The organism is Streptomyces sp. NPDC101132 (assembly GCF_044759225.1).
Taxonomy (GTDB): Bacteria; Actinomycetota; Actinomycetes; order Streptomycetales; family Streptomycetaceae; genus Streptomyces.
The window spans coordinates 79,762-101,406 of record NZ_JBIVYX010000008.1; the positions used below are offsets into that span (position 1 = coordinate 79,762).

Consider the following 21,645-nt stretch of genomic DNA (forward strand, 5'->3'; position numbering starts at 1 on the left):
GCTCCCGTTCATCGAGCTGTTCACCGAGCCTTCTTCCGCGGCGCCCCAGGCGCCCCTCAGTGCTCGCAGGCCCAGGGCGCGGCCGCGATCGCGGCCCCCGCCTGCTCGCGCAGCGTCCGTACCGCGGCGGCCGGGTCCACGGCGCCGTACACGGCGGAACCGGCCACGAACACGTCCGCGCCGGCCTCGGCGCAGCGCTCGATGGTGGACGCCGAAACGCCGCCGTCGACCTGCAGCCACACCTCCAGGCCGTGCTTGGCGATCAGCTCCCGGGTACGGCGGATCTTCGGCAGCATCACGTCGAGGAAGGGCTGCCCGCCGAAGCCCGGCTCGACCGTCATGATCAGCACCATGTCGAGCTCGGGGAGGATGTCCTCGTACTGCTCGATCGGCGTGGCGGGCTTGAGCGCCATGGAGGCGCGGGCGCCCTTGGCCCGGATCTCCCGCGCCAGCCGGACGGGCGCGCCCGCGGCCTCGGCGTGGAAGGTGATCGACCCGGCGCCGGCCTCGACGTACTGCGGGGCCCAGCGGTCCGGGTCGGCGATCATCAGATGCAGGTCCAGCGGAATGTCCGTGGCGCGGCTGAGGGACTCCACGATCGGCATGCCGAGCGTGAGGTTCGGGACGAAGTGGTTGTCCATGACGTCGACGTGGAGCCAGTCGGCACCCTCGACCGCCTTCGCCTCGTCGGCTAGTCGGGCGAAGTCCGCGGACAGGATGCTGGGATTGATCTGAACGGCCATGCCCCCAAGCGTGCCATGCCGCCGGGCCTCCGCAGGTGGCACCCCCGAAACCGGCCCCGGGGACCCGGACGCGGCCGTCGCCCCGGCCCCCGGGGAGGGAGCCGGGGCCGCGGCTCAGGCCGTGCGGCGCAGCAGCGCCAGGTACATCGCGTCCGTGCCGTGCAGGTGCGGCCAGAGCTGGACGTCCGGGCCGTCGCCGAGCGCGGGGACGCCGGGCAGCAGCGGACGCGCGTCGATCCACTCCGCCTCGAAGGGGGCCGCGCCGCCCCGGCCCTTGAGCACGTCGTCCACGACGACCCGGGTCTCCGCGAGGTGCGGGGAGCAGGTCGCGTACCCGACGACGCCGCCCACGCGGACCGCGCCGAGCGCCTCCCGCAGCAGCGCGCGCTGGAGCGGGGCGAAGCCCTCCAGGTCCGCGGGCCGGCGCCGCCAGCGGGCCTCCGGGCGGCGGCGGAGCGCGCCCAGGCCCGAGCAGGGCACGTCCATCAGCACCCGGTCGAAGGAGCCCGGCCGCCACGGCGGCCGGGTGCCGTCGGCGGCGATGACCTGGTACGGGCCGGGGTTGCCGGCGAGGGCCCGCTCGACCAGCCGGGCCCGGTGCGGCTGCTTCTCGGACGCGAGCAGCGCGGCACCCCGGCCGGCCGCCAGCGCGCCCAGCAGGGCGGCCTTGCCGCCGGGGCCGGCGCAGCCGTCCAGCCAGCGCTCGTCCCGGCCCTCGACCGGGGCGTTGGCGAGGGCGATGGCGACCAGCTGGCTGCCCTCGTCCTGGACGCCGGCGCGGCCCTCGCGGACGGCCTCGATGGCGCCCGGTTCGCCGCCCTCGGCCAGCCGGACGGCGTACGGGGACCAGCGGCCCGGCAGCACCGAGTCCTCGCCCAGCGCCTCGACCAGCTCGCCGGGCTCCACGCGGCCGGGCCGGGCGACCAGCGTCACCTCGGGCCGCTCGTTGTCCGCCTCCAGCAGGTCCTCGATGCCGGCCCGGCCGCCGCCGAGGGCGTCCCACAGGGCCGACACCACCCAGCGCGGGTGGGAGTGGACCACGGCGAGGTGCTCCTCGGCGTCCTCGTCGTACGGCGGGGCGACCTTGGCGAGCCAGCCGTCCAGGTCCTCCGCGGCGATCCGGCGCAGCACGGCGTTCACGAACTTCGCCCGGCCGTCGCCGAGCACCACGCGGGCCAGCTCCACGCTCGCGGAGACCGCGGCGTGGGTGGGGATGCGGGTGCCGAGCAGCTGGTGCGCGCCGAGCGAGAGCACGTCGAGCACCGGCGGGTCGACCTCGCGCAGGGGCCGGTCCACGCAGGCCGCGATGATCGCGTCGTACGTGCCCTGGCGCCGCAGCGTGCCGTACACCAGCTCCGTCGCGAGGGCCGCGTCGCGCGCGTCGAAGGAGCCGCCCTTGGCCGCCGCGGCCTCCCGCGCCTTGCGGAGCAGGGGCGGCAGGACGAGGTTGGCGTACGCGTCGCGCTCGTCCACGGCCCGCAGGGCCTCGAAGGCGAGGATGCGGACGGGGTCCTTCTGGGGACGCCGGTAGGGCTTGTGCTGCTGGGCGGGACGGCGACGGGGCTGGTCGGTCACGTGAAAGGTGCTCCGCTGAGGGGTGGTGGAACGGGGAGGCCTGAAGGCGCCGGCGGGCGCGTCTTCAGCGTACGTCGGGGTGCGCGGGGGCTACGCGCCGAGCCGCTCGCCGGGGGCGATGCGCACGCCGCGGGCCCAGTCGGCGCCCTTCATCGGCTTCTTGCCCTGGGGCTGCACCCAGAGCAGCTCGACGGCGTGCGAGCCGGTGCCGACGTACACGTTGTTCTTGGCGGGGGCCAGCTCGCCGGGCGCGAGGTCGGTGCGCTCGGGCACCAGCGCGACGGAGACCAGCTTGAGCCGCTCGCCGCGGAAGAGGGTCCAGGCGCCGGGCGCGGGGGTGCAGCCCCGTACGACGCGGTCGGCGCGCAGCGCCGGGTCGGCCCAGTTCACCTGCGCGTCCTCGACGGTGATCTTGGGCGCGAGGGTGATGCCGTCCGCGGGCTGGGGCACGGCGCGCAGGGTGCCGTCCTCGATGCCGTCCATGGTGGCGGCGAGCAGTCCGGCGCCGGCGAAGGCCAGGCGGGTGAGCAGGTCGCCGCTGGTGTCGGTGGGGCGGACCTCCTCGGTGAGCACGCCGTAGACCGGGCCGGAGTCCAGGCCCTCCTCGATGAGGAAGGTGGAGGCGCCGGTGACCTGGTCGCCGGCCATGACCGCGTGCTGGACGGGGGCGGCGCCGCGCCACGCCGGCAGCAGGGAGAAGTGCAGGTTGACCCAGCCGCGGGCCGGGATGTCGAGGGCCGCCTTGGGCAGCAGGGCGCCGTACGCGACGACCGGGCAGCAGTCCGGGGCGATCTCGGCGAGCCGGGCGAGGAAGTCCGGGTCGCGGGGGCGGACCGGCTTGAGCACCTCGATGCCCGCCTCCTCGGCGCGCTGGGCGACCGGGCTGGCGACCAGGCGCCGGCCGCGGCCGGCGGGGGCGTCGGGCCGGGTGACGACGGCGGCGACCTCGTGGCGGCCGGAGGCGATGAGGGCGTCGAGGGCGGGCACGGCCACCTCGGGGGTTCCTGCGAAGACGAGCTTCACTTGGGTCATACCTCGCTTTGCGGCGGGCCGTTGGAGACGACGGATGAGACGAATGAGGAGCAACGGCCCAGTCTATGGGCCGCGGCGCCCGGCCCGCCCGGCCGGGGCGGGGGGCGTACGCACACACGCGCGCCTCTCGCATATGCCGACACGCCCCTGGGGCGTGACCTCCGTGCCGCATGGAGCGTTGGTCAAGAGAGATTGACCGAAACGGGCCGCATTGTGCAGCCGGCCCGATCCGTTTCAACCCCCCGGTTCGAGAGGCTTGTTCATGGCCGACCACGCCACCCACGACGCCCAAGCGAGGGCCAGCCTGCATCTCCTGGTGCGGGACATCGAGCGGGTCCGCCGACAGGTGGATGCCCTGCGTACCCTCACCGCCCAGCTCGGCAACGTCTACCGCCCGCGTCGCTCCGGCCCCTCCACGGGCTTCGTCGTCTACGGCCGGGCACCCGCGCCGACCGTCCGTCTCGCGCAGGAGCTGCGGGACAGCGTGGAGACGCTGGTGACCGCCGCGGTGGACTTCGACCGCTCGCTCGGCTTCTCGTGGGACGCGGTGGGCTCCGCCCTCGGGGTGACGAAGCAGGCGGTGCACCGCCGGTACGGGGCGCGCCGGGCGGGCGCCGTGACGGCGGCCCCGGCGGAGGCCGCGGAGCCGCTGGCCGAGGGCACGGCCGCACCGCGCACGCTGGGCATCCCGGCGGCCCGCTCGATGCCGCCCCAGCCGACTCCTGCCTCGCAGTCCCTCCGCGAGGACACCACCCCCCGCTCCCCGGCCTTCCCGGGCCCCCGCACCGGCTGACCCCACCCGGCATCCGCCCCGGACGACGCGGGTGCCGGCACGACACCCCGGGACCCGCCCCCACGGGGTCCCGGGTCCGCCCCGTGGGCAGCGACGCTCCGGCGGAGGTGCCGGGCGGTGGTGAACCGCCCGGACCCCCGCGGGCCGGTTCCCCCACCCCCACGAGGACCCGGGGCGGAACCCCGCGGAACCGAGCCGTGGGCCCGCCGGATCCGCGGCGCAGCCCCACGCGGGCCCAGGGCACAGCCCCGTCAGCACGCCGGATACGGGGCGCAGCCCCGCGGGCCCGGGGCACAGCCCCGTGAGCCCCGGGCCCGGGGCGCCAGCCCCGTGAGCCCGCCGGTTCCGGGGCGCAGCCCCACGCGGGCCCAGGGCGCAGCCCCGTGAGCCCGGCGGGTCCGGGGCGCAGCCCCGGTGAACGGGAGAAGGGCGGGTAGGGGAACTGCCCCGCAGGGAACCCGTCCCGCGCCCTGGCCGCGCCCCCACGCAGGCGGCACCGCACCCGGTACCACCCGAGCCGCAGGCCCGAGCCCGGCACCGCGGGCGCGGCCCACACCACACGGCCCGCACCTGGCGGGCGGGACACGGGTCGCGGCCCGTACCGAGGGGCCAGCACGAGGCAACACGGGACGGGCGGACGCGGTCGGCGCGGCGTCAGCCGATGGACGGCGGGTCGATGCGGACCCGGACCGGGTCGGCCGTGCCGCGGGCGGCCAGCCGCGCAGCCTGGGCGGACTTCAGCGCGGCAGCCAACGCGGCCCCCGACCCCGGCGGCACCCGCACCAGCGCCCTCTCGTACGCCTCCTCCACCCGTGCACCGCCCCGCGCGGCCACCGGCACCGGCCCCAGCACCACCGCGTCCCCCGGCAGCGCCGCCCCCGCCAGGAACTCGGCCAGCGGCTCCGGCCGGCCCGTCACCTCGGCCATCCGCGACACCGGGGGGAAGCCCAGCTCGGCCCGCTCCGCGAGCTCCCGCACCGCGTGCCCCACGGGATCCCACCGCACCAGGGCCTGCACCGGCCGCAGCGTCGGCTCCGCGACCACCACCACCGTCCCGCTCCCCCGCACCAGCGAGGCCGCGCCGATCCAGCGCCGCAGCGCCTCCTCGCCCGCGCGCAGGTCGGGCCGCCCCAGCATCGCCCAGCCGTCCAGCAGCAGCGCGGCCGCGTACCCCGGGCCCTCGGCCACCGGCTCGGCACCCGGCGTGCTCACCACCAGCGCCGGCCGGTCCGGTACGCCGTCCAGCACGTGGTCCCGCCCCGAAGTCCGCACCGGCACCGCCGGAAACGCTCGCCCCAGCTCCTCGGCCGTCCGCCGCGCGCCGATCACACTCGCCCGCAGCCGCACCGAGCCGCACTCCCCGCACTGCCAGGACGGTTCGTCCCGCCCGCACCACCCGCACCGCAGCGCCCGCTGGTCCGGCGCCTCCAGGGGACCGGCGCACGCCGTGCAGCGGGCCGGCGTACGGCAGCGCTCGCAGGCCAGCCGGGGCACGTAGCCGCGCCGGGGCACCTGGACGAGCACCGGCCCGGTCTTCAGGCCCTCCCGCACCGCCTGCCAGGCCAGGCTCGGTAGCCGGGCCGCCCGCGCGGCCTCGTCCCGGGCCAGGTCCTCCTCGCCCACGGTCCGCACCAGCGGCGCGGCCTCCCGCACCCGCTCGCGGTCCGCCGCCAGCGGCCGCGCCCAGCCGGACTCGACCAGCTGGGCGGCCTCCACCGTGCAGCTCGTGCCGCCCAGCAGGAAGCCGCAGTCGTCGTGCGCGGAGCGCAGCTCCAGCACCTCGCGCACGTGCGGGAAGGGCGCGTTGTCGTCGCTGTGGCTGGAGTCGCCGTCGTCCCAGACGGCCACCAGCCCCAGGTCCCGTACCGGCGCGAACATCGCCGCCCGCGTGCCGATCACCGCCTTCACCGAGCCCCGGTGCACGGCCAGCCACTGGCCGTACCGCTTCTCGGGACCGGACTCGGCCGTGAGCACCGCGTGCCGCCCCTGCCCCAGCACGTCCGTGAGCGCCGCGTCCAGCCGGGCCACCGACCGGCCGTCGGGCAGCACCGCCAGCGCACCCCGCCCCGACGCCAGGGCGGCGGCCATCGCGCGGGCCAGCTCGTCGGGCCAGCCGGGGCCGGGCAGGGCCGTCCAGACGGCGCGCGGGTTGTGCCCGGCGGCCAGCGCCCGCAGGAAGGCGGGCCCCGCCGGGTAGCGCTCCCAGCCGCCCGGCTCGGGCGCGGGCGGGGCCGGCAGCGGCTCGGGCGAGGGCCGGGACTCGGCCCGGGCGTTCCGCGGCGGGAGGGCGAGCTGGAGCACGTCGGCCAGGCTGCCGGCGTAGCGGTCGGCGACGGCCCGGGTCAGGGCCAGCATCCGGGGGGTGAGCACCCGCTCCGGGGAGACCACGTGCGCGAGCGCGGCCAGCGGTCCGTTGTAGTCCGACTCGGCCCGGCGCTCGACCAGGAAGCCGTCGATGAGGCCGCCGCCCTCGCGGCGCCCCTCCCGGACGTGGTGGGCGCCCGCGCCGAACCGCACCCGGACGCGCACGCCCGGCTGCGCGGCCTCGTCCAGCTCGGCGGGGACGGCGTAGTCCCAGAGCTGGTCGAGGTGGAGCACCCCCTTGTTGACCAGGATCCGCGCCACCGGCAGCTCCTTGGCCAGGGCCGCGCCCCGCCAGGTGCGCGGCTTGGCCTTGGGCGCGGCGGCCTTCGCGGCGCGGACGGTCTCCCGGATGAGCGCGAGCTGCTCGGGCGGCCCCCCGGCCTGCTCGCCTGATTCGTTCTCGCTGCTCACACCAGCATTCTTACCAAAGGACACCGACAGCGGAGGAACGCCGACGGCCCCGGACCACAGGGGTCCGGGGCCGTCGTCACGACGTCCGCGCGGGCTACAGGCCGGCGGCGGCCTTCAGCGCGTCGACGCGGTCGGTGCGCTCCCAGGTGAAGTCCGGCAGCTCACGGCCGAAGTGGCCGTACGCGGCGGTCTGGGCGTAGATCGGGCGCAGCAGGTCGAGGTCGCGGATGATCGCGGCCGGGCGGAGGTCGAAGACCTCGGAGATGGCCTGCTCGATCCTGGCGACGTCCACCTTGGCGGTGCCGAAGGTCTCGACGAAGAGACCGACGGGCTCGGCCTTGCCGATCGCGTACGCGACCTGGACCTCGCAGCGCTCCGCGAGGCCGGCGGCCACGACGTTCTTGGCGACCCAGCGCATCGCGTACGCGGCGGAGCGGTCGACCTTCGACGGGTCCTTGCCGGAGAAGGCGCCGCCGCCGTGGCGGGCCATGCCGCCGTACGTGTCGATGATGATCTTGCGGCCGGTGAGGCCGGCGTCGCCCATCGGGCCGCCGATCTCGAAGCGGCCGGTCGGGTTGACCAGCAGGCGGTAGCCGTCGGTCTCCAGGCTGATGCCGTCCTCGACGAGCTCCTTGAGCACGTGCTCGACGACGAACTCGCGGATGTCGGGCGCGAGCAGCGAGTCCAGGTCGATGTCGGAGGCGTGCTGCGAGGAGACGACCACCGTGTCGAGGCGGACCGGCTTGTCGCCGTCGTACTCGATGGTGACCTGGGTCTTGCCGTCGGGGCGCAGGTACGGGATGGTCCCGTTCTTGCGCACCTCGGACAGGCGCCGCGAGAGCCGGTGGGCCAGCTCGATCGGCAGCGGCATGAGGTTCGGGGTCTCGTCGGTGGCGTAGCCGAACATCAGGCCCTGGTCGCCCGCGCCCTGCTTGTCGAGCTCGTCCTCGTCGCCCTCGACCCGCTGCTCGTACGCCGTGTCGACACCCTGCGCGATGTCCGGGGACTGCGCGCCGATGGACGTCGAGACGCCGCAGGAGGCGCCGTCGAAGCCCTTCTTCGAGGAGTCGTAGCCGATCTCCAGGATCTTGTCGCGGACCAGGGAGGCGATCGGCGCGTACGCCTTCGTCGTCACCTCGCCCGCGATGTGGACCAGGCCGGTGGTGATGAGCGTCTCCACGGCGACGCGGGAGGTCGGGTCCTCGGCGAGCAGGGCGTCGAGGATCGTGTCGCTGATCTGGTCAGCGATCTTGTCGGGGTGGCCCTCGGTCACGGACTCCGAGGTGAACAGGCGGCGGGACACATCGCTCCCTGGGGTTGCAGCGGCTGCTGGCTGATCATTTGGCGGAGCCGCCCGGAGGCTGCGCCCGGCCGGTTCCGGGTTTAGTTTATCGGGCGCTCCCGTGCGCCGGACCACGCGTCTCGCCTAATGGAAGGGCTGTGACCTGCGGCACTCCATTGTGGCCCACGCCGAACGCACGGAACAAGGTCCCTCGGTCAGGCGAGTCGCGGGGTCACGAGGTCCCAAATCCGGTCCGCGAGCGCCTCCTTGGGGCCATAAGGCACAGCCGTCTCGACGCCATCGGATGCCAGGATGACCGCTTCGTTCTCCTCGGAACCGAAGGTCTTGCTCTCGCCGACCTCGTTCACGACGAGAAGATCACACTGCTTCCGGCGGAGTTTCGCCCATCCATTGGCCAGAACGTCGTCGGTCTCGGCGGCGAAGCCCACGATGATCTGCCCCGGCCGGGCACGGTCTGCGGAGATCTCCGCCAGCACGTCCGGATTGCGGACCAGGGCGACCGGCGCCGGCTCCTCGCCGTCCTTCTTCTTGATCTTGCCCTCGGCGTACGCGGCCGGGCGGAAGTCCGCCACCGCGGCGGCCATCACCACGGCGTCGGCGTCGGCCGCCGCCTTCAGGACCGCCTCGCGCAGCTGGACGGCCGTGCCGACGCGTACGACGTCCACGCCGGCGGGGTCGGGCAGCGCGGTGTTGGCGGCGACCAGCGTGACCCGGGCGCCCCGGGCGACGGCGGTGCGGGCCAGCGCGTAGCCCTGCTTGCCGGAGGACCGGTTGCCGAGGAAGCGCACCGGGTCCAGCGGCTCGCGGGTGCCGCCGGCGCTGATCACGACGTGCCGGCCGAGCAGGTCGGGCTCGGCGGTGCCCCGGGCCAGGACGCGCTTGCAGACCTCGAAGATCTCCTCGGGATCGGGCAGCCGCCCCTTGCCGGTGTCGACGCCGGTGAGGCGGCCCACGGCCGGCTCGATGACCACGGCGCCGCGGCGGCGCAGGGTGGCCACGTTCTCCCGGGTGGCCGGGTGCTCCCACATCTCGGTGTGCATCGCGGGGGCAAAGACCACGGGGCAGCGGGCGGTCAGGAGGGTGTTGGTCAGCAGGTCGTCGGCGAGCCCGTGGGCGGCCTTGGCCAGCATGTCGGCGGTGGCCGGGGCCACGACCACCAGGTCGGCGCCCTGGCCGATGCGGACGTGCGGCACCTCGTGGACGGCGTCCCAGACCTCGGTGGAGACCGGGTTGCCGGACAGCGCCGACCAGGTGGCCTCGCCCACGAAGTGCAGCGCCGAGGCGGTCGGCACCACGCGGACGTGGTGCCCGGACTCGGTCAGCCGCCGCAGCAGCTCGCACGCCTTGTAGGCGGCGATCCCGCCGCTGACCCCCAGGACGACCTTCGGCTTGTCCACTGCGACTCCGCTCCCCGGCATCGGTTCTCCCTGTTCCCACCCATGACACACCACAGGCCCGGCAGCTGCGCCGCCGGGCCTGTGGTGAAGGTATTGCTCGCGCCTTACTGGGCCGGGGCCTCGATGGCCTCGGAGGTCAGCAGACCCGCGTTGATCTCGCGCAGGGCGATCGACAGCGGCTTCTCGTGGACGTGGGTGTCCACCAGCGGGCCGACGTACTCCAGCAGGCCCTCACCGAGCTGCGAGTAGTACGCGTTGATCTGACGCGCGCGCTTGGCCGCGTAGATCACGAGGCTGTACTTCGAGTCCGTGGCCTCGAGCAGCTCGTCGATCGGCGGGTTGATGATGCCCTCGGGCGCGGTGATGGAAGAGGACACGCTCTACCTTCCGAAGATGGGTAAAAGATCAAACAACGATCAAACAACTTCCATCAAGGCTAGCAGCTCACGTGCTACGTCCTCGACGGAGGTGTTGACCAGGGTCGTGTCGAACTCGGATTCGGCCGCGAGCTCGACCTTCGCGGCCTCCAGCCGGCGCTCGATGACCTCGGGGGCCTCGGTGCCGCGCCCGGTGAGGCGGCGGACCAGCTCGTCCCAGCTCGGCGGGGCGAGGAAGACCAGCTGGGCCTCCGGCATCGACTCCCGGACCAGCCGGGCACCCTGGAGATCGATCTCCAGCAGCACGGGCTCGCCCGCGTCGAGGCGCTCGCCGACGGCGGCCCGCGGGGTGCCGTAGCGGTTGCCCGCGAACTCGGCCCACTCCAGCAGCTCGCCGTTGGCGATCAGCTTGTCGAACTCGTCGTCGGAGACGAAGAAGTAGTGGACTCCGTGCCGCTCGCCGGGTCGCGGCTTGCGGGTGGTGGCCGACACCGAGAGCCACACCTCGGGGTGAACCTTGCGCATATGCGCGACGACCGTGCTCTTGCCGACCCCGGAGGGGCCGGAGAGCACGGTCAGCCGCGGACGAACCTCTGCTGCCATGGAGCGATTATCCCGGTTCTCAGGACTGCCTGAGAACACTCGGACAACTCGGGGCGACGCCTCAGGCGCCGCTGCCGCCGAACTCGCGCTCCAGGGAGGCGATCTGGTTGGAACCGAGACCGCGGACACGACGGCTCTCGGAGATGCCGAGGCGCTCCATGATCTGCTTGGCGCGGACCTTGCCCACGCCGGGAAGGGACTCGAGGAGGGCGGAGACCTTCATCTTGCCGATGACGTCGTTCTCCTGGCCCTGCTTGATGACCTCGTGCAGGGAGGCGCCGGAGTGCTTGAGTCGATTCTTCACCTCGGCCCGCTCCCGGCGAGCCGCGGCGGCCTTTTCGAGCGCGGCTGCGCGCTGTTCAGGGGTAAGGGGCGGAAGAGCCACGCCTACGTCACCTCGGATGTCGAACTGTCGGATACGGACCGGCGGAGCACCACAGGGCACCCCACCAGGCGAGCTGCACACAACGCTCGTGTGCGTTCGCTCTGGTCGGAGACTAGCGGCCAAGGCCGCTCCAGTCAGCGAGAACAGACGAAAAGTCCTGGTCAGCCTCCACTGAACCGTACATCACAGACAAAACACCCCGGTTTTGGGTGAGGATTTCGTCAAGACGGCCGGGAGCCGGGCGCGAGCGACACGCGGAATGACGAAATTCGGTGCCTGCCGGCGCTCCCGCGCAGGTCGCCGCGGCTCCGGAGCGCGGCGGCGGGGCCACGGAGCGCCACCGGAGCGCCCCGGTGCGCCGGGGCCCGGGCCGGTCCGAACGCCGGACCGTCGCGCGCCGTGTCGAATCCGGGCGCCGCACGGGCCGGTCCCGGGGGTGTGTTTCCGGCCATCATCGACCGCCGCTCGAACGGGCCGCCCCGGCCGCTCCGGCCCGGGGGCGGACGCACGGAAGGGGGGTGCGGGAGCCTTCCCCGCACCCCCCTTCCCGGGGTGGGCGCTACCCGGCGACGGCCGCGCGGATCTCGTCCGCGAACCGGTCGGAGGCGGAGCGCAGCGCGGCCGCGTCGGGGCCCTGTGCGAGGACGCCGCGCGAGACGTTCGGGACCACGTTGCGGACGGCCGGGCCGAAGACGGCCGGCAGGTCGGCCGCGGTGGCGCCCTGCGCGCCGATGCCGGGGGCCAGCAGCGGTCCGTTGATGTCCAGGTCGAAGGAGGACAGGTCGCCGAGGGTGGCGCCGACCACCGCGCCGAAGGAGCCCATCGGCTCGGCGCCGGCGTTCTCGTCGGCCAGGTGGGCCAGCATGGTGGCGCCGATGGTCCGGCCGTCCTCGCGCACCGCGCGCTGGACCTCGGCCCCCTCCGGGTTGGAGGTCAGGGCCAGCACGAACAGGCCGGATCCGGACTCCCGGGCCAGGTCCACGGCCGGCTTGAGCGAGCCGTAGCCGAGGTACGGGGAGACGGTCAGGGCGTCGGAGAAGAGCGGGGAGTCCTTGCGCAGGAAGGTCTCCGCGTACGCGGCCATGGTCGAGCCGATGTCGCCGCGCTTGGCGTCCATCAGCACCAGGGTGCCGGCGGCGCGGGCGTCGGCCACCGTGCGCTCCAGCACGGCGATGCCCCGGGAGCCGAAGCGCTCGAAGAAGGCCGCCTGCGGCTTGAAGACCGCCACGGAGTCGGCCAGCGCCTCGACCACCGTGCGGGAGAACCGCTCCAGGCCGGCCACGTCGTCGCTCAGGCCCCAGGAGGCGAGCAGCGAGGCGTGCGGGTCGATGCCGACGCAGAGCGGGCCACGGGCGTCCATGGCCTGGCGGAGGCGGGTTCCGAAGGGGAGCGTCACAGGGAGGCCTTCCGGGTCTCGGCGCCGACGGCGTCGGCGAGCGTGGCGTACGGGCTGGCGGCCAGGCGCGCGGCGAGGCCCTTGTGGATGGCGCGGGCGTAGCAGGGGCCCTCGTAGATGAAGGCGCTGTAGCCCTGGACCAGGGTGGCGCCGGCGAGGATCCGCTGCCAGGCGTCCTCGGCGTTCTCGATGCCGCCGACGCCCACCAGGACGATCCGGTCGCCCACGCGCGCGTAGAGGCGGCGCAGGACCTCCAGGGAGCGCTCCTTGACCGGGGCGCCGGAGAGGCCGCCGGTCTCCTTGACCAGGGCCGGGTCGGACTTCAGGCCGAGGCCCTCGCGGGCGATCGTGGTGTTGGTGGCGATGATGCCGTCCAGGCCCAGCTCCACGGCGAGGTCGGCGACGGCGTCCACGTCCTCGTCGGCGAGGTCGGGGGCGATCTTGACCAGCAGCGGGACGCGGCGGTCGGTGACGGTGCGGTCGGCGGCCTCGCGCACGGCGGTCAGCAGCGGCCGGAGCGACTCGGTGGCCTGGAGGTTGCGCAGGCCGGGGGTGTTGGGCGAGGAGACGTTGACGACCAGGTAGTCGGCGTGCCGGGCGAGGTGCTCGGTGGAGACCACGTAGTCGGCGGCGGCCTCGGCCTCGGGGACGACCTTGGTCTTGCCGATGTTGACGCCGACCACGGGCTTGAAGACGGGGCGGCGGGCGCCGAGGCGGGCGGCCACGGCGGCGGAGCCCTCGTTGTTGAAGCCCATGCGGTTGATCAGGGCGCGGTCCGGCACCAGGCGGAACAGCCGCTTCTTGGGGTTGCCCGGCTGGGCCTGGCCGGTGACGGTGCCGATCTCGACGTGGTCGAAGCCGAGCATCGCCATGCCGTCGATGGCGACGGCGTTCTTGTCGAAGCCGGCGGCGAGGCCGAAGGGGCTGTGGAAGCGCAGGCCCAGGGTCTCGGTGCGCAGTTCCCTGGTGCGGGGGGCGAGGTAGGCGGCCACGAAGGTGCGCAGCACGGGGGTGCGGGCTGCCAGGCGGATCCAGCGGAAGGCCATGTAGTGGGCCTGCTCGGGGTCCATCCGCTTGAAGACCAGGTTGAAGAACAGCTTGTACATCGTCCGGTTTATCCCTTGAGTCCGTTGTGCGCTCGGAAAGACCTCATGAAAGGGGGGACACCGGTCGCTCTCGCCGGTGCCCCCCTTTCGTACGGGCTGCTAGTCGCGGGCCGCGATCAGGTGCTCCGCGTGCTCCTGGAGGGAGCGCACGCCCACGTCGCCGTGGTTGAGCGCGTCGATGCCCTGGACGGCGGCGGCCAGCGCCTGGACCGTCGTCAGGCACGGGACGCTGCGGGCCACGGCCGCCGTGCGGATCTCGTAGCCGTCGAGGCGGCCGCCGGTGCCGTACGGGGTGTTGACGATCAGGTCGACCTGGCCGTCGTGGATCAGCTGGACGATGGTCTTCTCGCCGTTCGGGCCCTCGCCCTCGCTGAGCTTGCGCACCACGGTGGCGTTGATGCCGTTGCGGCGCAGCACCTCGGCGGTGCCGGAGGTGGCCATCAGCTCGAAGCCGTGGGCGACCAGCTCACGGGCCGGGAAGATCATCGAACGCTTGTCGCGGTTGGCGACGGAGATGAACGCGCGGCCCTTGGTCGGCAGCGGGCCGTAGGCGCCCGCCTGCGACTTGGCGTACGCCGTGCCGAAGACGGAGTCGATGCCCATGACCTCGCCGGTCGAGCGCATCTCCGGGCCGAGGACGGTGTCCACGCCGCGGCCGTGGATGTCGCGGAAGCGGCTCCACGGCATCACGGCCTCCTTGACGGAGATCGGCGCGTCGAGCGGCAGGGTGCCGCCGTCGCCGGTCTTCGGCAGCAGGCCCTCGGCGCGCAGCTCGGCGATGGTCGCGCCCAGCGAGATGCGGGCGGCGGCCTTCGCCAGCGGGACCGCGGTCGCCTTCGAGGTGAAGGGGACGGTCCGGGAGGCGCGCGGGTTGGCCTCCAGCACGTAGAGGATGTCGCCGGCCATCGCGAACTGGATGTTGATCAGGCCGCGGACGCCGACGCCCTTGGCGATCGCCTCGGTGGAGGCGCGCAGGCGCTTGATGTCGAAGCCGCCGAGGGTGATCGGGGGCAGGGCGCAGGCCGAGTCGCCGGAGTGGATGCCGGCCTCCTCGATGTGCTCCATGACGCCGCCGAGGTAGAGCTCGTGGCCGTCGTACAGCGCGTCGACGTCGATCTCGATCGCGTCGTCGAGGAAGCGGTCGACCAGCACCGGGCGGGTCGGGGAGATCTCCGTGGACTCGGCGATGTACGCCTCCAGGCGCGCCTCGTCGTAGACGATCTCCATGCCGCGGCCGCCGAGCACGTACGAGGGGCGTACGAGGACGGGGTAGCCGATCTCGTCGGCGATGGCCTTGGCTCCGGCGAAGGTGGTGGCGGTGCCGTGCTTCGGGGCCGGCAGGCCGGCCTCCAGCAGGACCTGGCCGAAGGCGCCGCGGTCCTCGGCGGCGTGGATGGCCTCCGGGGAGGTGCCGACGACCGGCACGCCGTTGTCCTTGAGCGCCTGGGCGAGACCCAGCGGGGTCTGGCCGCCGAGCTGGACGACGACGCCGGCGATCGGGCCCGCGAGGGACTCGGCGTGCACGATCTCCAGCACGTCCTCGAGCGTGAGCGGCTCGAAGTACAGGCGGTCGGAGGTGTCGTAGTCCGTCGAGACGGTCTCCGGGTTGCAGTTGACCATCACGGTCTCGTAGCCCGCGTCGCTGAGCGCGAAGGAGGCGTGGACGCAGGAGTAGTCGAACTCGATGCCCTGGCCGATGCGGTTCGGGCCGGAGCCCAGGATGATCACCGCGGGCTTCTCGCGGGGCGCGACCTCCGTCTCCTCGTCGTAGGACGAGTAGAAGTACGGGGTCTTGGCGGCGAACTCGGCGGCGCAGGTGTCGACCGTCTTGTAGACCGGACGGACCCCGAGGGCGTGCCGGACCTCGCGGACGACGTCCTCGCGCAGGCCGCGGATCTCGGCGATCTGGGCGTCGGAGAAGCCGTGGCGCTTGGCCTCGGCGAGCAGCTCGGGGCCGAGCTTCTCGGCGTCGGCCAGGTCGTCGGCGATCTCCTTGATCAGGAAGAGCTGGTCCACGAACCACGGGTCGATCTTCGTGGCGTCGAAGACCTCCTCGGGGGTGGCACCGGCGCGGATCGCCTGCATGACGGTGTTGATGCGGCCGTCGGTCGGGCGGACCGCGACGCGCAGCAGCTCGTCCTTGTCGCCGGGCTCGCCGGTGAAGGTGAACTGCGAGCCCTTCTTCTCCAGGGAGCGCAGGGCCTTCTGGAGGGCCTCGGTGAAGTTGCGGCCGATGGCCATGGCCTCGCCCACCGACTTCATGGTGGTGGTGAGGGTGGCGTCGGCGAGCGGGAACTTCTCGAAGGCGAAGCGCGGGGCCTTGACCACGACGTAGTCGAGCGTGGGCTCGAAGGAGGCCGGGGTCTTCTCGGTGATGTCGTTCGGGACCTCGTCGAGGGTGTACCCGATGGCCAGCTTGGCGGCGATCTTGGCGATCGGGAAGCCGGTGGCCTTCGACGCGAGCGCCGAGGAGCGGGAGACGCGCGGGTTCATCTCGATGACGATGACGCGGCCGTCGTCCGGGTTGATCGCGAACTGGATGTTGCAGCCGCCGGTGTCGACGCCGACCTCGCGGATGATCGCGATGCCGATGTCGCGCAGGCGCTGGTACTCGCGGTCGGTGAGGGTCATCGACGGGGCGACGGTGATCGAGTCACCGGTGTGCACGCCCATCGGGTCGAAGTTCTCGATGGAACAGACGACCACGACGTTGTCGGCCTTGTCGCGCATCAGCTCCAGCTCGTACTCCTTCCAGCCGAGGATGGACTCCTCCAGGAGCACCTCGGTGGTCGGGGAGAGCGTCAGGCCCTGGCCGGCGATGCGGCGCAGCTCCTCCTCGTCGTGCGCGAAGCCGGAACCGGCGCCGCCCATGGTGAAGGAGGGGCGGACGACGACGGGGTAGCCGCCGAGGGTGTCCACACCCTTGATGACGTCGTCCATCGAGTGGCAGATGACCGAGCGGGCGGACTCGCCGTGGCCGATCTTCCGGCGGACCTCCTCGACGACCTCCTTGAAGAGGTCGCGGTCCTCGCCCTTGTTGATCGCCTCGACGTTGGCGCCGATCAGCTCGACGTTGTACTTCTCCAGCACACCCTGCTCGTGCATGGAGATGGCGGTGTTGAGCGCGGTCTGGCCGCCGAGGGTGGGCAGGAGCGCGTCGGGGCGCTCCTTCGCGATGATCTTCTCGACGAACTCGGGGGTGATCGGCTCGACGTACGTGGCGTCGGCGATCTCCGGGTCGGTCATGATCGTCGCGGGGTTGGAGTTCACCAGGATGACCCGCAGGCCCTCGGACTTGAGGACGCGGCAGGCCTGGGTGCCGGAGTAGTCGAACTCGGCGGCCTGGCCGATGACGATCGGGCCGGAGCCGATGACCAGGACGGACTGGATATCGGTGCGCTTAGGCACGCTCGGCCTCCATCAGAGAAACGAAGCGGTCGAAGAGGTACGCGGCGTCGTGCGGGCCCGCGGCCGCCTCGGGGTGGTACTGGACGCTGAAGGCCGGCTGGTCGAGCAGCTGGAGGCCCTCCACCACGTTGTCGTTCAGGCAGACGTGGGAGACCTCGGCGCGGCCGTAGGGGGTCTCGGAGACCTTGTCGAGCGGCGCGTCCACGGCGAAGCCGTGGTTGTGCGCGGTGACCTCGACCTTGCCGGTGGTGCGGTCCTGCACCGGCTGGTTGATGCCGCGGTGGCCGTACTTCAGCTTGTACGTGCCGAAGCCGAGGGCGCGGCCCAGGATCTGGTTGCCGAAGCAGATGCCGAAGAGCGGCGTCCTGCGCTCCAGCACGGCCTGCATGACGGAGACCGGGTGGTCGGCGGTGGCCGGGTCGCCCGGGCCGTTGGAGAAGAACACGCCGTCCGGGTCGACCGCGTAGACGTCCTCGGCCGTGGCGGTGGCGGGCAGCACGTGGACCTCGATGCCGCGCTCGGCCATCCGGTGCGGGGTCATGCCCTTGATGCCCAGGTCGACCGCGGCAACGGTGAACTTCTTCTCACCGATCGCGGGGACGACGTACGCCTCCTTGGTGGCCACCTCGGCGGAGAGGTCGGCCCCCTTCATCTGGGGCTGCTCCTGGACCTTCGCCAGCAGCACCGCGTCGTCCGCGACCGCCTCGCCGGAGAAGATGCCGACGCGCATGGCGCCGCGCTCGCGCAGGTGGCGGGTGAGGGCGCGGGTGTCCACGCCGGAGATGCCGACCACGCCCTGCGCGGCGAGCTCCTCGTCCAGCGAGCGCCGCGAGCGCCAGTTGGAGGGCATGCGGGCGGGGTCGCGGACGACGTAGCCGGAGACCCAGATGCGGGAGGACTCGGGGTCCTCGTCGTTGACGCCGGTGTTGCCCACGTGCGGGGCGGTCATGACGACGACCTGGCGGTGGTACGAGGGGTCGGTCAGGGTCTCCTGGTATCCGGTCATGCCGGTGGAGAACACGGCCTCGCCGAAGGTCTCCCCCACGGCCCCGTAGGCGCGTCCGCGGAAGATGCGGCCGTCCTCCAGGACGAGTACGGCGGGAGTTTTCACAGCTCCCCTGGTGGAGGTCGTCATCGTTCGGCGCCTTCCGTCGTGATGGATTGGTTCATGGAGTTGATGGCTTCGACCCAGGCGGCGTGCTCGGCCGCGCGGTCGGAGCGGAAACCGGAGTCGATCAGCTTGTCGCCATGCGCCCAGGTGACGACGAGCAGTCCGCCCTCGGTCAGTACCTTGCCCGCGATTCCCTTGTCGAGGCGGGCGCCGCGCAGCTGGGCGGCCGGTACGAAGAAGTCGGTGGCACCCGGACGGACCACGTCCAGGCCCGCGTCGGTGAGGGTGAGCTCGACGCGGCTGCGGACCCCGAGGCCGTGGGCCACGATCCGGTCCAGCCACTGACCTGCCGTGGTGGACCCGTGGTACCGGCCGGTGAGGGCGAGCCGGTGGGCCGGCAGCCCGTCGGGAGCGGTGGGCAGCTCGGGCAGGTCGCCCTGGAGCGCGCCGCGCCACTTCCAGCCCTGGCGCATCAGCCAGTACACGAACGCGATGAAGACGACCAGGCCGATGACCCACGCGATGCGTGCGCCCCAGTCCGTCACCTGCGCCGACTCACGTTCGGCGGCCCCTGCGGCCAGAAGGATTGCTTCAGGTGTCACGCGAGATTCCCGTCCACGACCGTTGCCCGGCCCCGCAGGAAGGTGTGGGTGACACGACCCGGCAGCTCGCGGCCCTCGTAGGGCGTGTTGCGGCTGCGGGAGGCGAAGTCTGCGGGGTCCACGACACCACGGTACGCAGGATCGACCAGCGTGATGTTGGCGGGTTCACCTGCCGAGACGGGACGTCCGTGTCCGTCGAGGCGCCCGATGCGCGCGGGGGCGAAGGACATCCGGTCGGCGACGCCGGCCCAGTCGAGCAGTCCGGTGTCGACCATGGTCTGCTGGACGACGCTCAGCGCGGTCTCCAGGCCCACCATGCCCATGGCGGCCGCGGCCCACTCGCAGTCCTTGTCCTCGTGCGGGTGCGGGGCGTGGTCGGTGGCGACGATGTCGATCGTGCCGTCGGCCAGGGCCTCGCGCAGGGCGAGCACGTCGGCCTCGGTGCGCAGCGGCGGGTTCACCTTGTAGACCGGGTTGTACGTGCGGACCAGCTCGTCGGTGAGGAGCAGGTGGTGCGGGGTGACCTCGGCGGTGACGTCGATCCCGCGGGACTTGGCCCAGCGGACGATCTCGACGGAGCCGGCGGTCGAGAGGTGGCAGATGTGCACGCGGGAGCCGACGTGCTCGGCGAGGAGGACGTCGCGGGCGATGATCGACTCCTCGGCGACGGCCGGCCACCCGCCCAGGCCCAGCTCCGCGGAGACGGTGCCCTCGTTCATCTGGGCGCCCTCGGTGAGGCGGGGCTCCTGGGCGTGCTGGGCGACGACGCCGCCGAAGGCCTTCACGTACTCCAGGGCGCGGCGCATGATCACCGCGTCGTCCACGCACTTGCCGTCGTCGGAGAAGACCTTCACGCCGGCGGCGGACTCGTGCATGGCGCCCAGCTCGGCGAGCTGCTTGCCCTCCAGGCCCACGGTGACGGCGCCGATGGGCTGCACGTCGCAGTAGCCGTGCTCCTGGCCGAGGCGGTAGACCTGCTCGACCACGCCGGCGGTGTCGGCGACGGGGAAGGTGTTGGCCATGGCGAACACCGCGGTGTAGCCGCCGGAGGCGGCGGCGCGGGTGCCGGTGAGGACGGTCTCGGAGTCCTCGCGGCCGGGCTCGCGGAGGTGGGTGTGGAGGTCGACCAGGCCCGGCAGGAGGATCCGGCCCTCGGCCTCGATCACCTGCGCGCCCTCCGCCGGGAGGTTCTGTCCCACCTCGGCGATGGTCTCGCCGTCGATCAGGACGTCCTGCTGCTCGCCGCCGAGGACCTTCGCGCCGCGGATCAGGATCTTGCTCATGGTTACTTCGTCTCCTCGGTGGCGGTGGCGGTGGGGGCGGCGGGGGTGGTGACGGCGGGCTCGGAGCCCCCGAGCAGCAGGTACAGGACGGCCATGCGGATCGAGACGCCGTTGGCGACCTGCTCGACGACCGTGCAGCGGTCGGAGTCGGCGACCTCGGCGGTGATCTCCATGCCGCGGACCATCGGGCCCGGGTGCATCACGATCGCGTGCTCCGGCATCTTCCCCATGCGCACGGCGTCGAGGCCGTAGCGGCGGCTGTACTCGCGCTCGGTCGGGAAGAAGGCGGCGTTCATGCGTTCGCGCTGCACACGCAGCATCATGACCGCGTCCGACTTCGGCAGCACCTCGTCGAGGCCGTAGCTGACCTGGCAGGGCCAGTTCTCCACGCCGACCGGGACCAGGGTGGGCGGGGCCACCAGGGTGACCTCGGCGCCGAGGGTGTGCAGCAGGTCGACGTTGGAGCGGGCCACGCGGCTGTGCAGCACGTCGCCGACGATCGTGATCCGCTTGCCGGCCAGGTCCTGGCCGAGCGCGTCCTTGCCGACCAGGCGGCGGCGCATGGTGAAGGCGTCCAGCAGGGCCTGGGTGGGGTGCTGGTGGGTGCCGTCGCCCGCGTTGATCACGGGGGCGTCGATCCAGCCCGAGGTGGCCAGGCGGTACGGGGCTCCGGACGCGCTGTGCCGGATGACGACCGCGTCGACGCCCATGGCCTCCAGGGTCTGGGCGGTGTCCTTGAGGGACTCGCCCTTCGAGACGCTGGAGCCCTTCGCGGCGAAGTTGATGACGTCGGCCGACAGGCGCTTCTCCGCGGCCTCGAACGAGATCCGGGTGCGGGTGGAGTCCTCGAAGAAGAGGTTGCAGATCGTGCGGCCGCGCAGGGTGGGCAGCTTCTTGATCGGCCGGTCCGCGATCCGGGCCATCTCCTCGGCGGTGTCGAGGATCAGGACGGCGTCGTCGCGCGTGAGGTCGGCGGCCGAGATGAGGTGGCGCTTCATCTGGGTGCTCCGTGGGTGTGGAGGAGGGTGGCTCGGGAATGCGGGCGGGCAGGCCTCGGCGTGGACCCGGTTCCTCCGGCCGTCGGGCGCGGGGAAGGGTCCATCACCCGGACGGGCTAGCGCTGGTCTGCCGTGTCGGTCCGCTGGCCGAGCAGGACGGCGTCACGGCCGTCCTCCTCCTGGAGCTGGACCTTGACCGTCTCCCGCAGCGACGTGGGGAGGTTCTTGCCGACGTAGTCGGCTCGGATCGGGAGTTCGCGGTGGCCGCGGTCGACGAGGACCGCGAGCTGGACGGCGCGGGGCCGGCCGATGTCGCCCAGGGCGTCGAGGGCGGCGCGGATGGTGCGGCCGGAGAAGAGCACGTCGTCGACGAGGACCACGAGGCGGCCGTCGATGTCGTCGCCGGGGATCTCGGTGCGGCCGATGGCGCGCGCCGGCTTCATGCGCAGGTCGTCGCGGTACATCGTGATGTCGAGGGAGCCGACCGGGATCCTGGCACCGGTGATCTCTTCGAGCTTGGCGGCGATCCGGCGGGCGAGGAAGACGCCGCGCGTCGGGATGCCGAGGAGCACCACGTCGTCCGCGCCCTTGGCGCGCTCGACGATCTCGTGGGCGATGCGGGTCAGAACCCGCGCGATGTCCGGGCCCTCGAGAACGGGCCGGGCCGCATCGGTCGTGCTGGTGTCCATGAAAGCGGACCTCCTTCTCCGCCTCACGGGACGGCATTTAAAGGACGTCTGATGTACGTCGTCCACCGT

At 73.1% G+C, this 21,645-nt stretch carries 18 protein-coding genes; 1 reads left to right on the plus strand and 17 read right to left on the minus strand.

Annotated elements, in window-relative coordinates; translation table 11 throughout:
• Nucleotides 1–56 precede the first annotated feature (56 nt).
• From rpe to fmt, 3 genes are all read right to left on the minus strand, one after another.
• Entirely contained in the window at nucleotides 57–743 is a 687-nt protein-coding gene (gene rpe, locus ACIQUR_RS19660; protein ID WP_403665718.1) for a ribulose-phosphate 3-epimerase, read from the minus strand.
• A 114-nt stretch (nucleotides 744–857) separates the two neighbouring features.
• Nucleotides 858–2,318: an RsmB/NOP family class I SAM-dependent RNA methyltransferase gene (locus tag ACIQUR_RS19665; RefSeq protein WP_403665720.1), complete on the minus strand. Its 1,461-nt coding sequence runs from the start codon at nucleotides 2,316–2,318 to the stop codon at nucleotides 858–860.
• 90 nt (nucleotides 2,319–2,408) lie between these two features.
• Nucleotides 2,409–3,341, minus strand: coding sequence for a methionyl-tRNA formyltransferase (gene fmt / locus ACIQUR_RS19670; RefSeq protein ID WP_403666265.1), 933 nt, complete (start codon nucleotides 3,339–3,341; stop codon nucleotides 2,409–2,411).
• Nucleotides 3,342–3,612: 271 nt separating this feature from the next.
• On the opposite strand from fmt, the gene ACIQUR_RS19675 reads away from it, so the two are divergent.
• A complete protein-coding gene (locus tag ACIQUR_RS19675) occupies nucleotides 3,613–4,143 on the plus strand; it encodes a hypothetical protein (protein ID WP_403665722.1) in 531 nt (176 codons plus the stop codon).
• Between the two features lie 654 nt (nucleotides 4,144–4,797).
• On the opposite strand, the gene ACIQUR_RS19680 is transcribed toward ACIQUR_RS19675, so the two are convergent.
• From ACIQUR_RS19680 to pyrR, 14 genes are all read right to left on the minus strand, one after another.
• Nucleotides 4,798–6,918 carry a primosomal protein N' gene (locus ACIQUR_RS19680; protein WP_403665724.1) on the minus strand — a complete coding sequence of 707 codons (2,121 nt, stop codon included), beginning with the start codon at nucleotides 6,916–6,918 and terminating at the stop codon, nucleotides 4,798–4,800.
• 94 nt (nucleotides 6,919–7,012) lie between these two features.
• Nucleotides 7,013–8,221, minus strand: a complete 1,209-nt coding sequence (gene metK, locus ACIQUR_RS19685) for a methionine adenosyltransferase (protein ID WP_403665726.1) — start codon at nucleotides 8,219–8,221, stop codon at nucleotides 7,013–7,015.
• A 194-nt stretch (nucleotides 8,222–8,415) separates the two neighbouring features.
• A complete protein-coding gene (coaBC, locus tag ACIQUR_RS19690) occupies nucleotides 8,416–9,618 on the minus strand; it encodes a bifunctional phosphopantothenoylcysteine decarboxylase/phosphopantothenate--cysteine ligase CoaBC (RefSeq protein WP_403665728.1) in 1,203 nt (400 codons plus the stop codon).
• A gap of 104 nt (nucleotides 9,619–9,722) precedes the next feature.
• Entirely contained in the window at nucleotides 9,723–9,995 is a 273-nt protein-coding gene (gene rpoZ / locus ACIQUR_RS19695) for a DNA-directed RNA polymerase subunit omega (protein ID WP_004948662.1), read from the minus strand.
• A 39-nt stretch (nucleotides 9,996–10,034) separates the two neighbouring features.
• Nucleotides 10,035–10,598: a guanylate kinase gene (gene gmk, locus ACIQUR_RS19700; protein ID WP_399947467.1), complete on the minus strand. Its 564-nt coding sequence runs from the start codon at nucleotides 10,596–10,598 to the stop codon at nucleotides 10,035–10,037.
• 61 nt (nucleotides 10,599–10,659) lie between these two features.
• Entirely contained in the window at nucleotides 10,660–10,983 is a 324-nt protein-coding gene (locus tag ACIQUR_RS19705; protein WP_016638838.1) for an integration host factor, read from the minus strand.
• Nucleotides 10,984–11,542: 559 nt separating this feature from the next.
• Complete coding sequence (gene pyrF, locus ACIQUR_RS19710) at nucleotides 11,543–12,379, minus strand: orotidine-5'-phosphate decarboxylase (protein ID WP_403665730.1); 837 nt, start codon at nucleotides 12,377–12,379, stop codon at nucleotides 11,543–11,545.
• A complete protein-coding gene (locus ACIQUR_RS19715) occupies nucleotides 12,376–13,485 on the minus strand; it encodes a quinone-dependent dihydroorotate dehydrogenase (protein WP_403665732.1) in 1,110 nt (369 codons plus the stop codon). The genes pyrF and ACIQUR_RS19715 overlap by 4 nt, the downstream gene beginning before the upstream one ends.
• Before the next feature lie 99 nt (nucleotides 13,486–13,584).
• Nucleotides 13,585–16,893: a carbamoyl-phosphate synthase large subunit gene (gene carB / locus ACIQUR_RS19720; protein ID WP_403665734.1), complete on the minus strand. Its 3,309-nt coding sequence runs from the start codon at nucleotides 16,891–16,893 to the stop codon at nucleotides 13,585–13,587.
• The gene (gene carA / locus ACIQUR_RS19725; protein ID WP_403665736.1) at nucleotides 16,886–18,028 is read right to left on the minus strand and encodes a glutamine-hydrolyzing carbamoyl-phosphate synthase small subunit; all 1,143 of its coding nucleotides are present in this window, start codon (nucleotides 18,026–18,028) and stop codon (nucleotides 16,886–16,888) included. Before carA ends, carB begins: the two co-directional genes overlap by 8 nt.
• Nucleotides 18,025–18,606 (minus strand): hypothetical protein, encoded by a 582-nt coding sequence (locus ACIQUR_RS19730; RefSeq protein ID WP_403665738.1) that lies wholly within the window; start codon nucleotides 18,604–18,606, stop codon nucleotides 18,025–18,027. The genes carA and ACIQUR_RS19730 overlap by 4 nt, the downstream gene beginning before the upstream one ends.
• Nucleotides 18,603–19,889, minus strand: coding sequence for a dihydroorotase (locus tag ACIQUR_RS19735; protein ID WP_403665740.1), 1,287 nt, complete (start codon nucleotides 19,887–19,889; stop codon nucleotides 18,603–18,605). Before ACIQUR_RS19735 ends, ACIQUR_RS19730 begins: the two co-directional genes overlap by 4 nt.
• A gap of 2 nt (nucleotides 19,890–19,891) precedes the next feature.
• Nucleotides 19,892–20,887: an aspartate carbamoyltransferase catalytic subunit gene (locus ACIQUR_RS19740; protein ID WP_403665742.1), complete on the minus strand. Its 996-nt coding sequence runs from the start codon at nucleotides 20,885–20,887 to the stop codon at nucleotides 19,892–19,894.
• 116 nt (nucleotides 20,888–21,003) lie between these two features.
• A complete protein-coding gene (pyrR, locus tag ACIQUR_RS19745; protein WP_403665744.1) occupies nucleotides 21,004–21,576 on the minus strand; it encodes a bifunctional pyr operon transcriptional regulator/uracil phosphoribosyltransferase PyrR in 573 nt (190 codons plus the stop codon).
• Between the last annotated feature and the right edge of the window lie 69 nt (nucleotides 21,577–21,645).

Coding starts and splice junctions, on each gene's coding strand:
- rpe (WP_403665718.1), bottom strand. CDS start 743: ATGGCCGTTCAGATCAATCCCAGCATCCTGTCCGCGGACTTCGCCCGA.
- ACIQUR_RS19675 (WP_403665722.1), top strand. CDS start 3,613: ATGGCCGACCACGCCACCCACGACGCCCAAGCGAGGGCCAGCCTGCAT.
- gmk (WP_399947467.1), bottom strand. CDS start 10,598: ATGGCAGCAGAGGTTCGTCCGCGGCTGACCGTGCTCTCCGGCCCCTCC.
- ACIQUR_RS19715 (WP_403665732.1), bottom strand. CDS start 13,485: ATGTACAAGCTGTTCTTCAACCTGGTCTTCAAGCGGATGGACCCCGAG.
- carA (WP_403665736.1), bottom strand. CDS start 18,028: ATGACGACCTCCACCAGGGGAGCTGTGAAAACTCCCGCCGTACTCGTC.
- ACIQUR_RS19735 (WP_403665740.1), bottom strand. CDS start 19,889: ATGAGCAAGATCCTGATCCGCGGCGCGAAGGTCCTCGGCGGCGAGCAG.
- ACIQUR_RS19740 (WP_403665742.1), bottom strand. CDS start 20,887: ATGAAGCGCCACCTCATCTCGGCCGCCGACCTCACGCGCGACGACGCC.
- pyrR (WP_403665744.1), bottom strand. CDS start 21,576: ATGGACACCAGCACGACCGATGCGGCCCGGCCCGTTCTCGAGGGCCCG.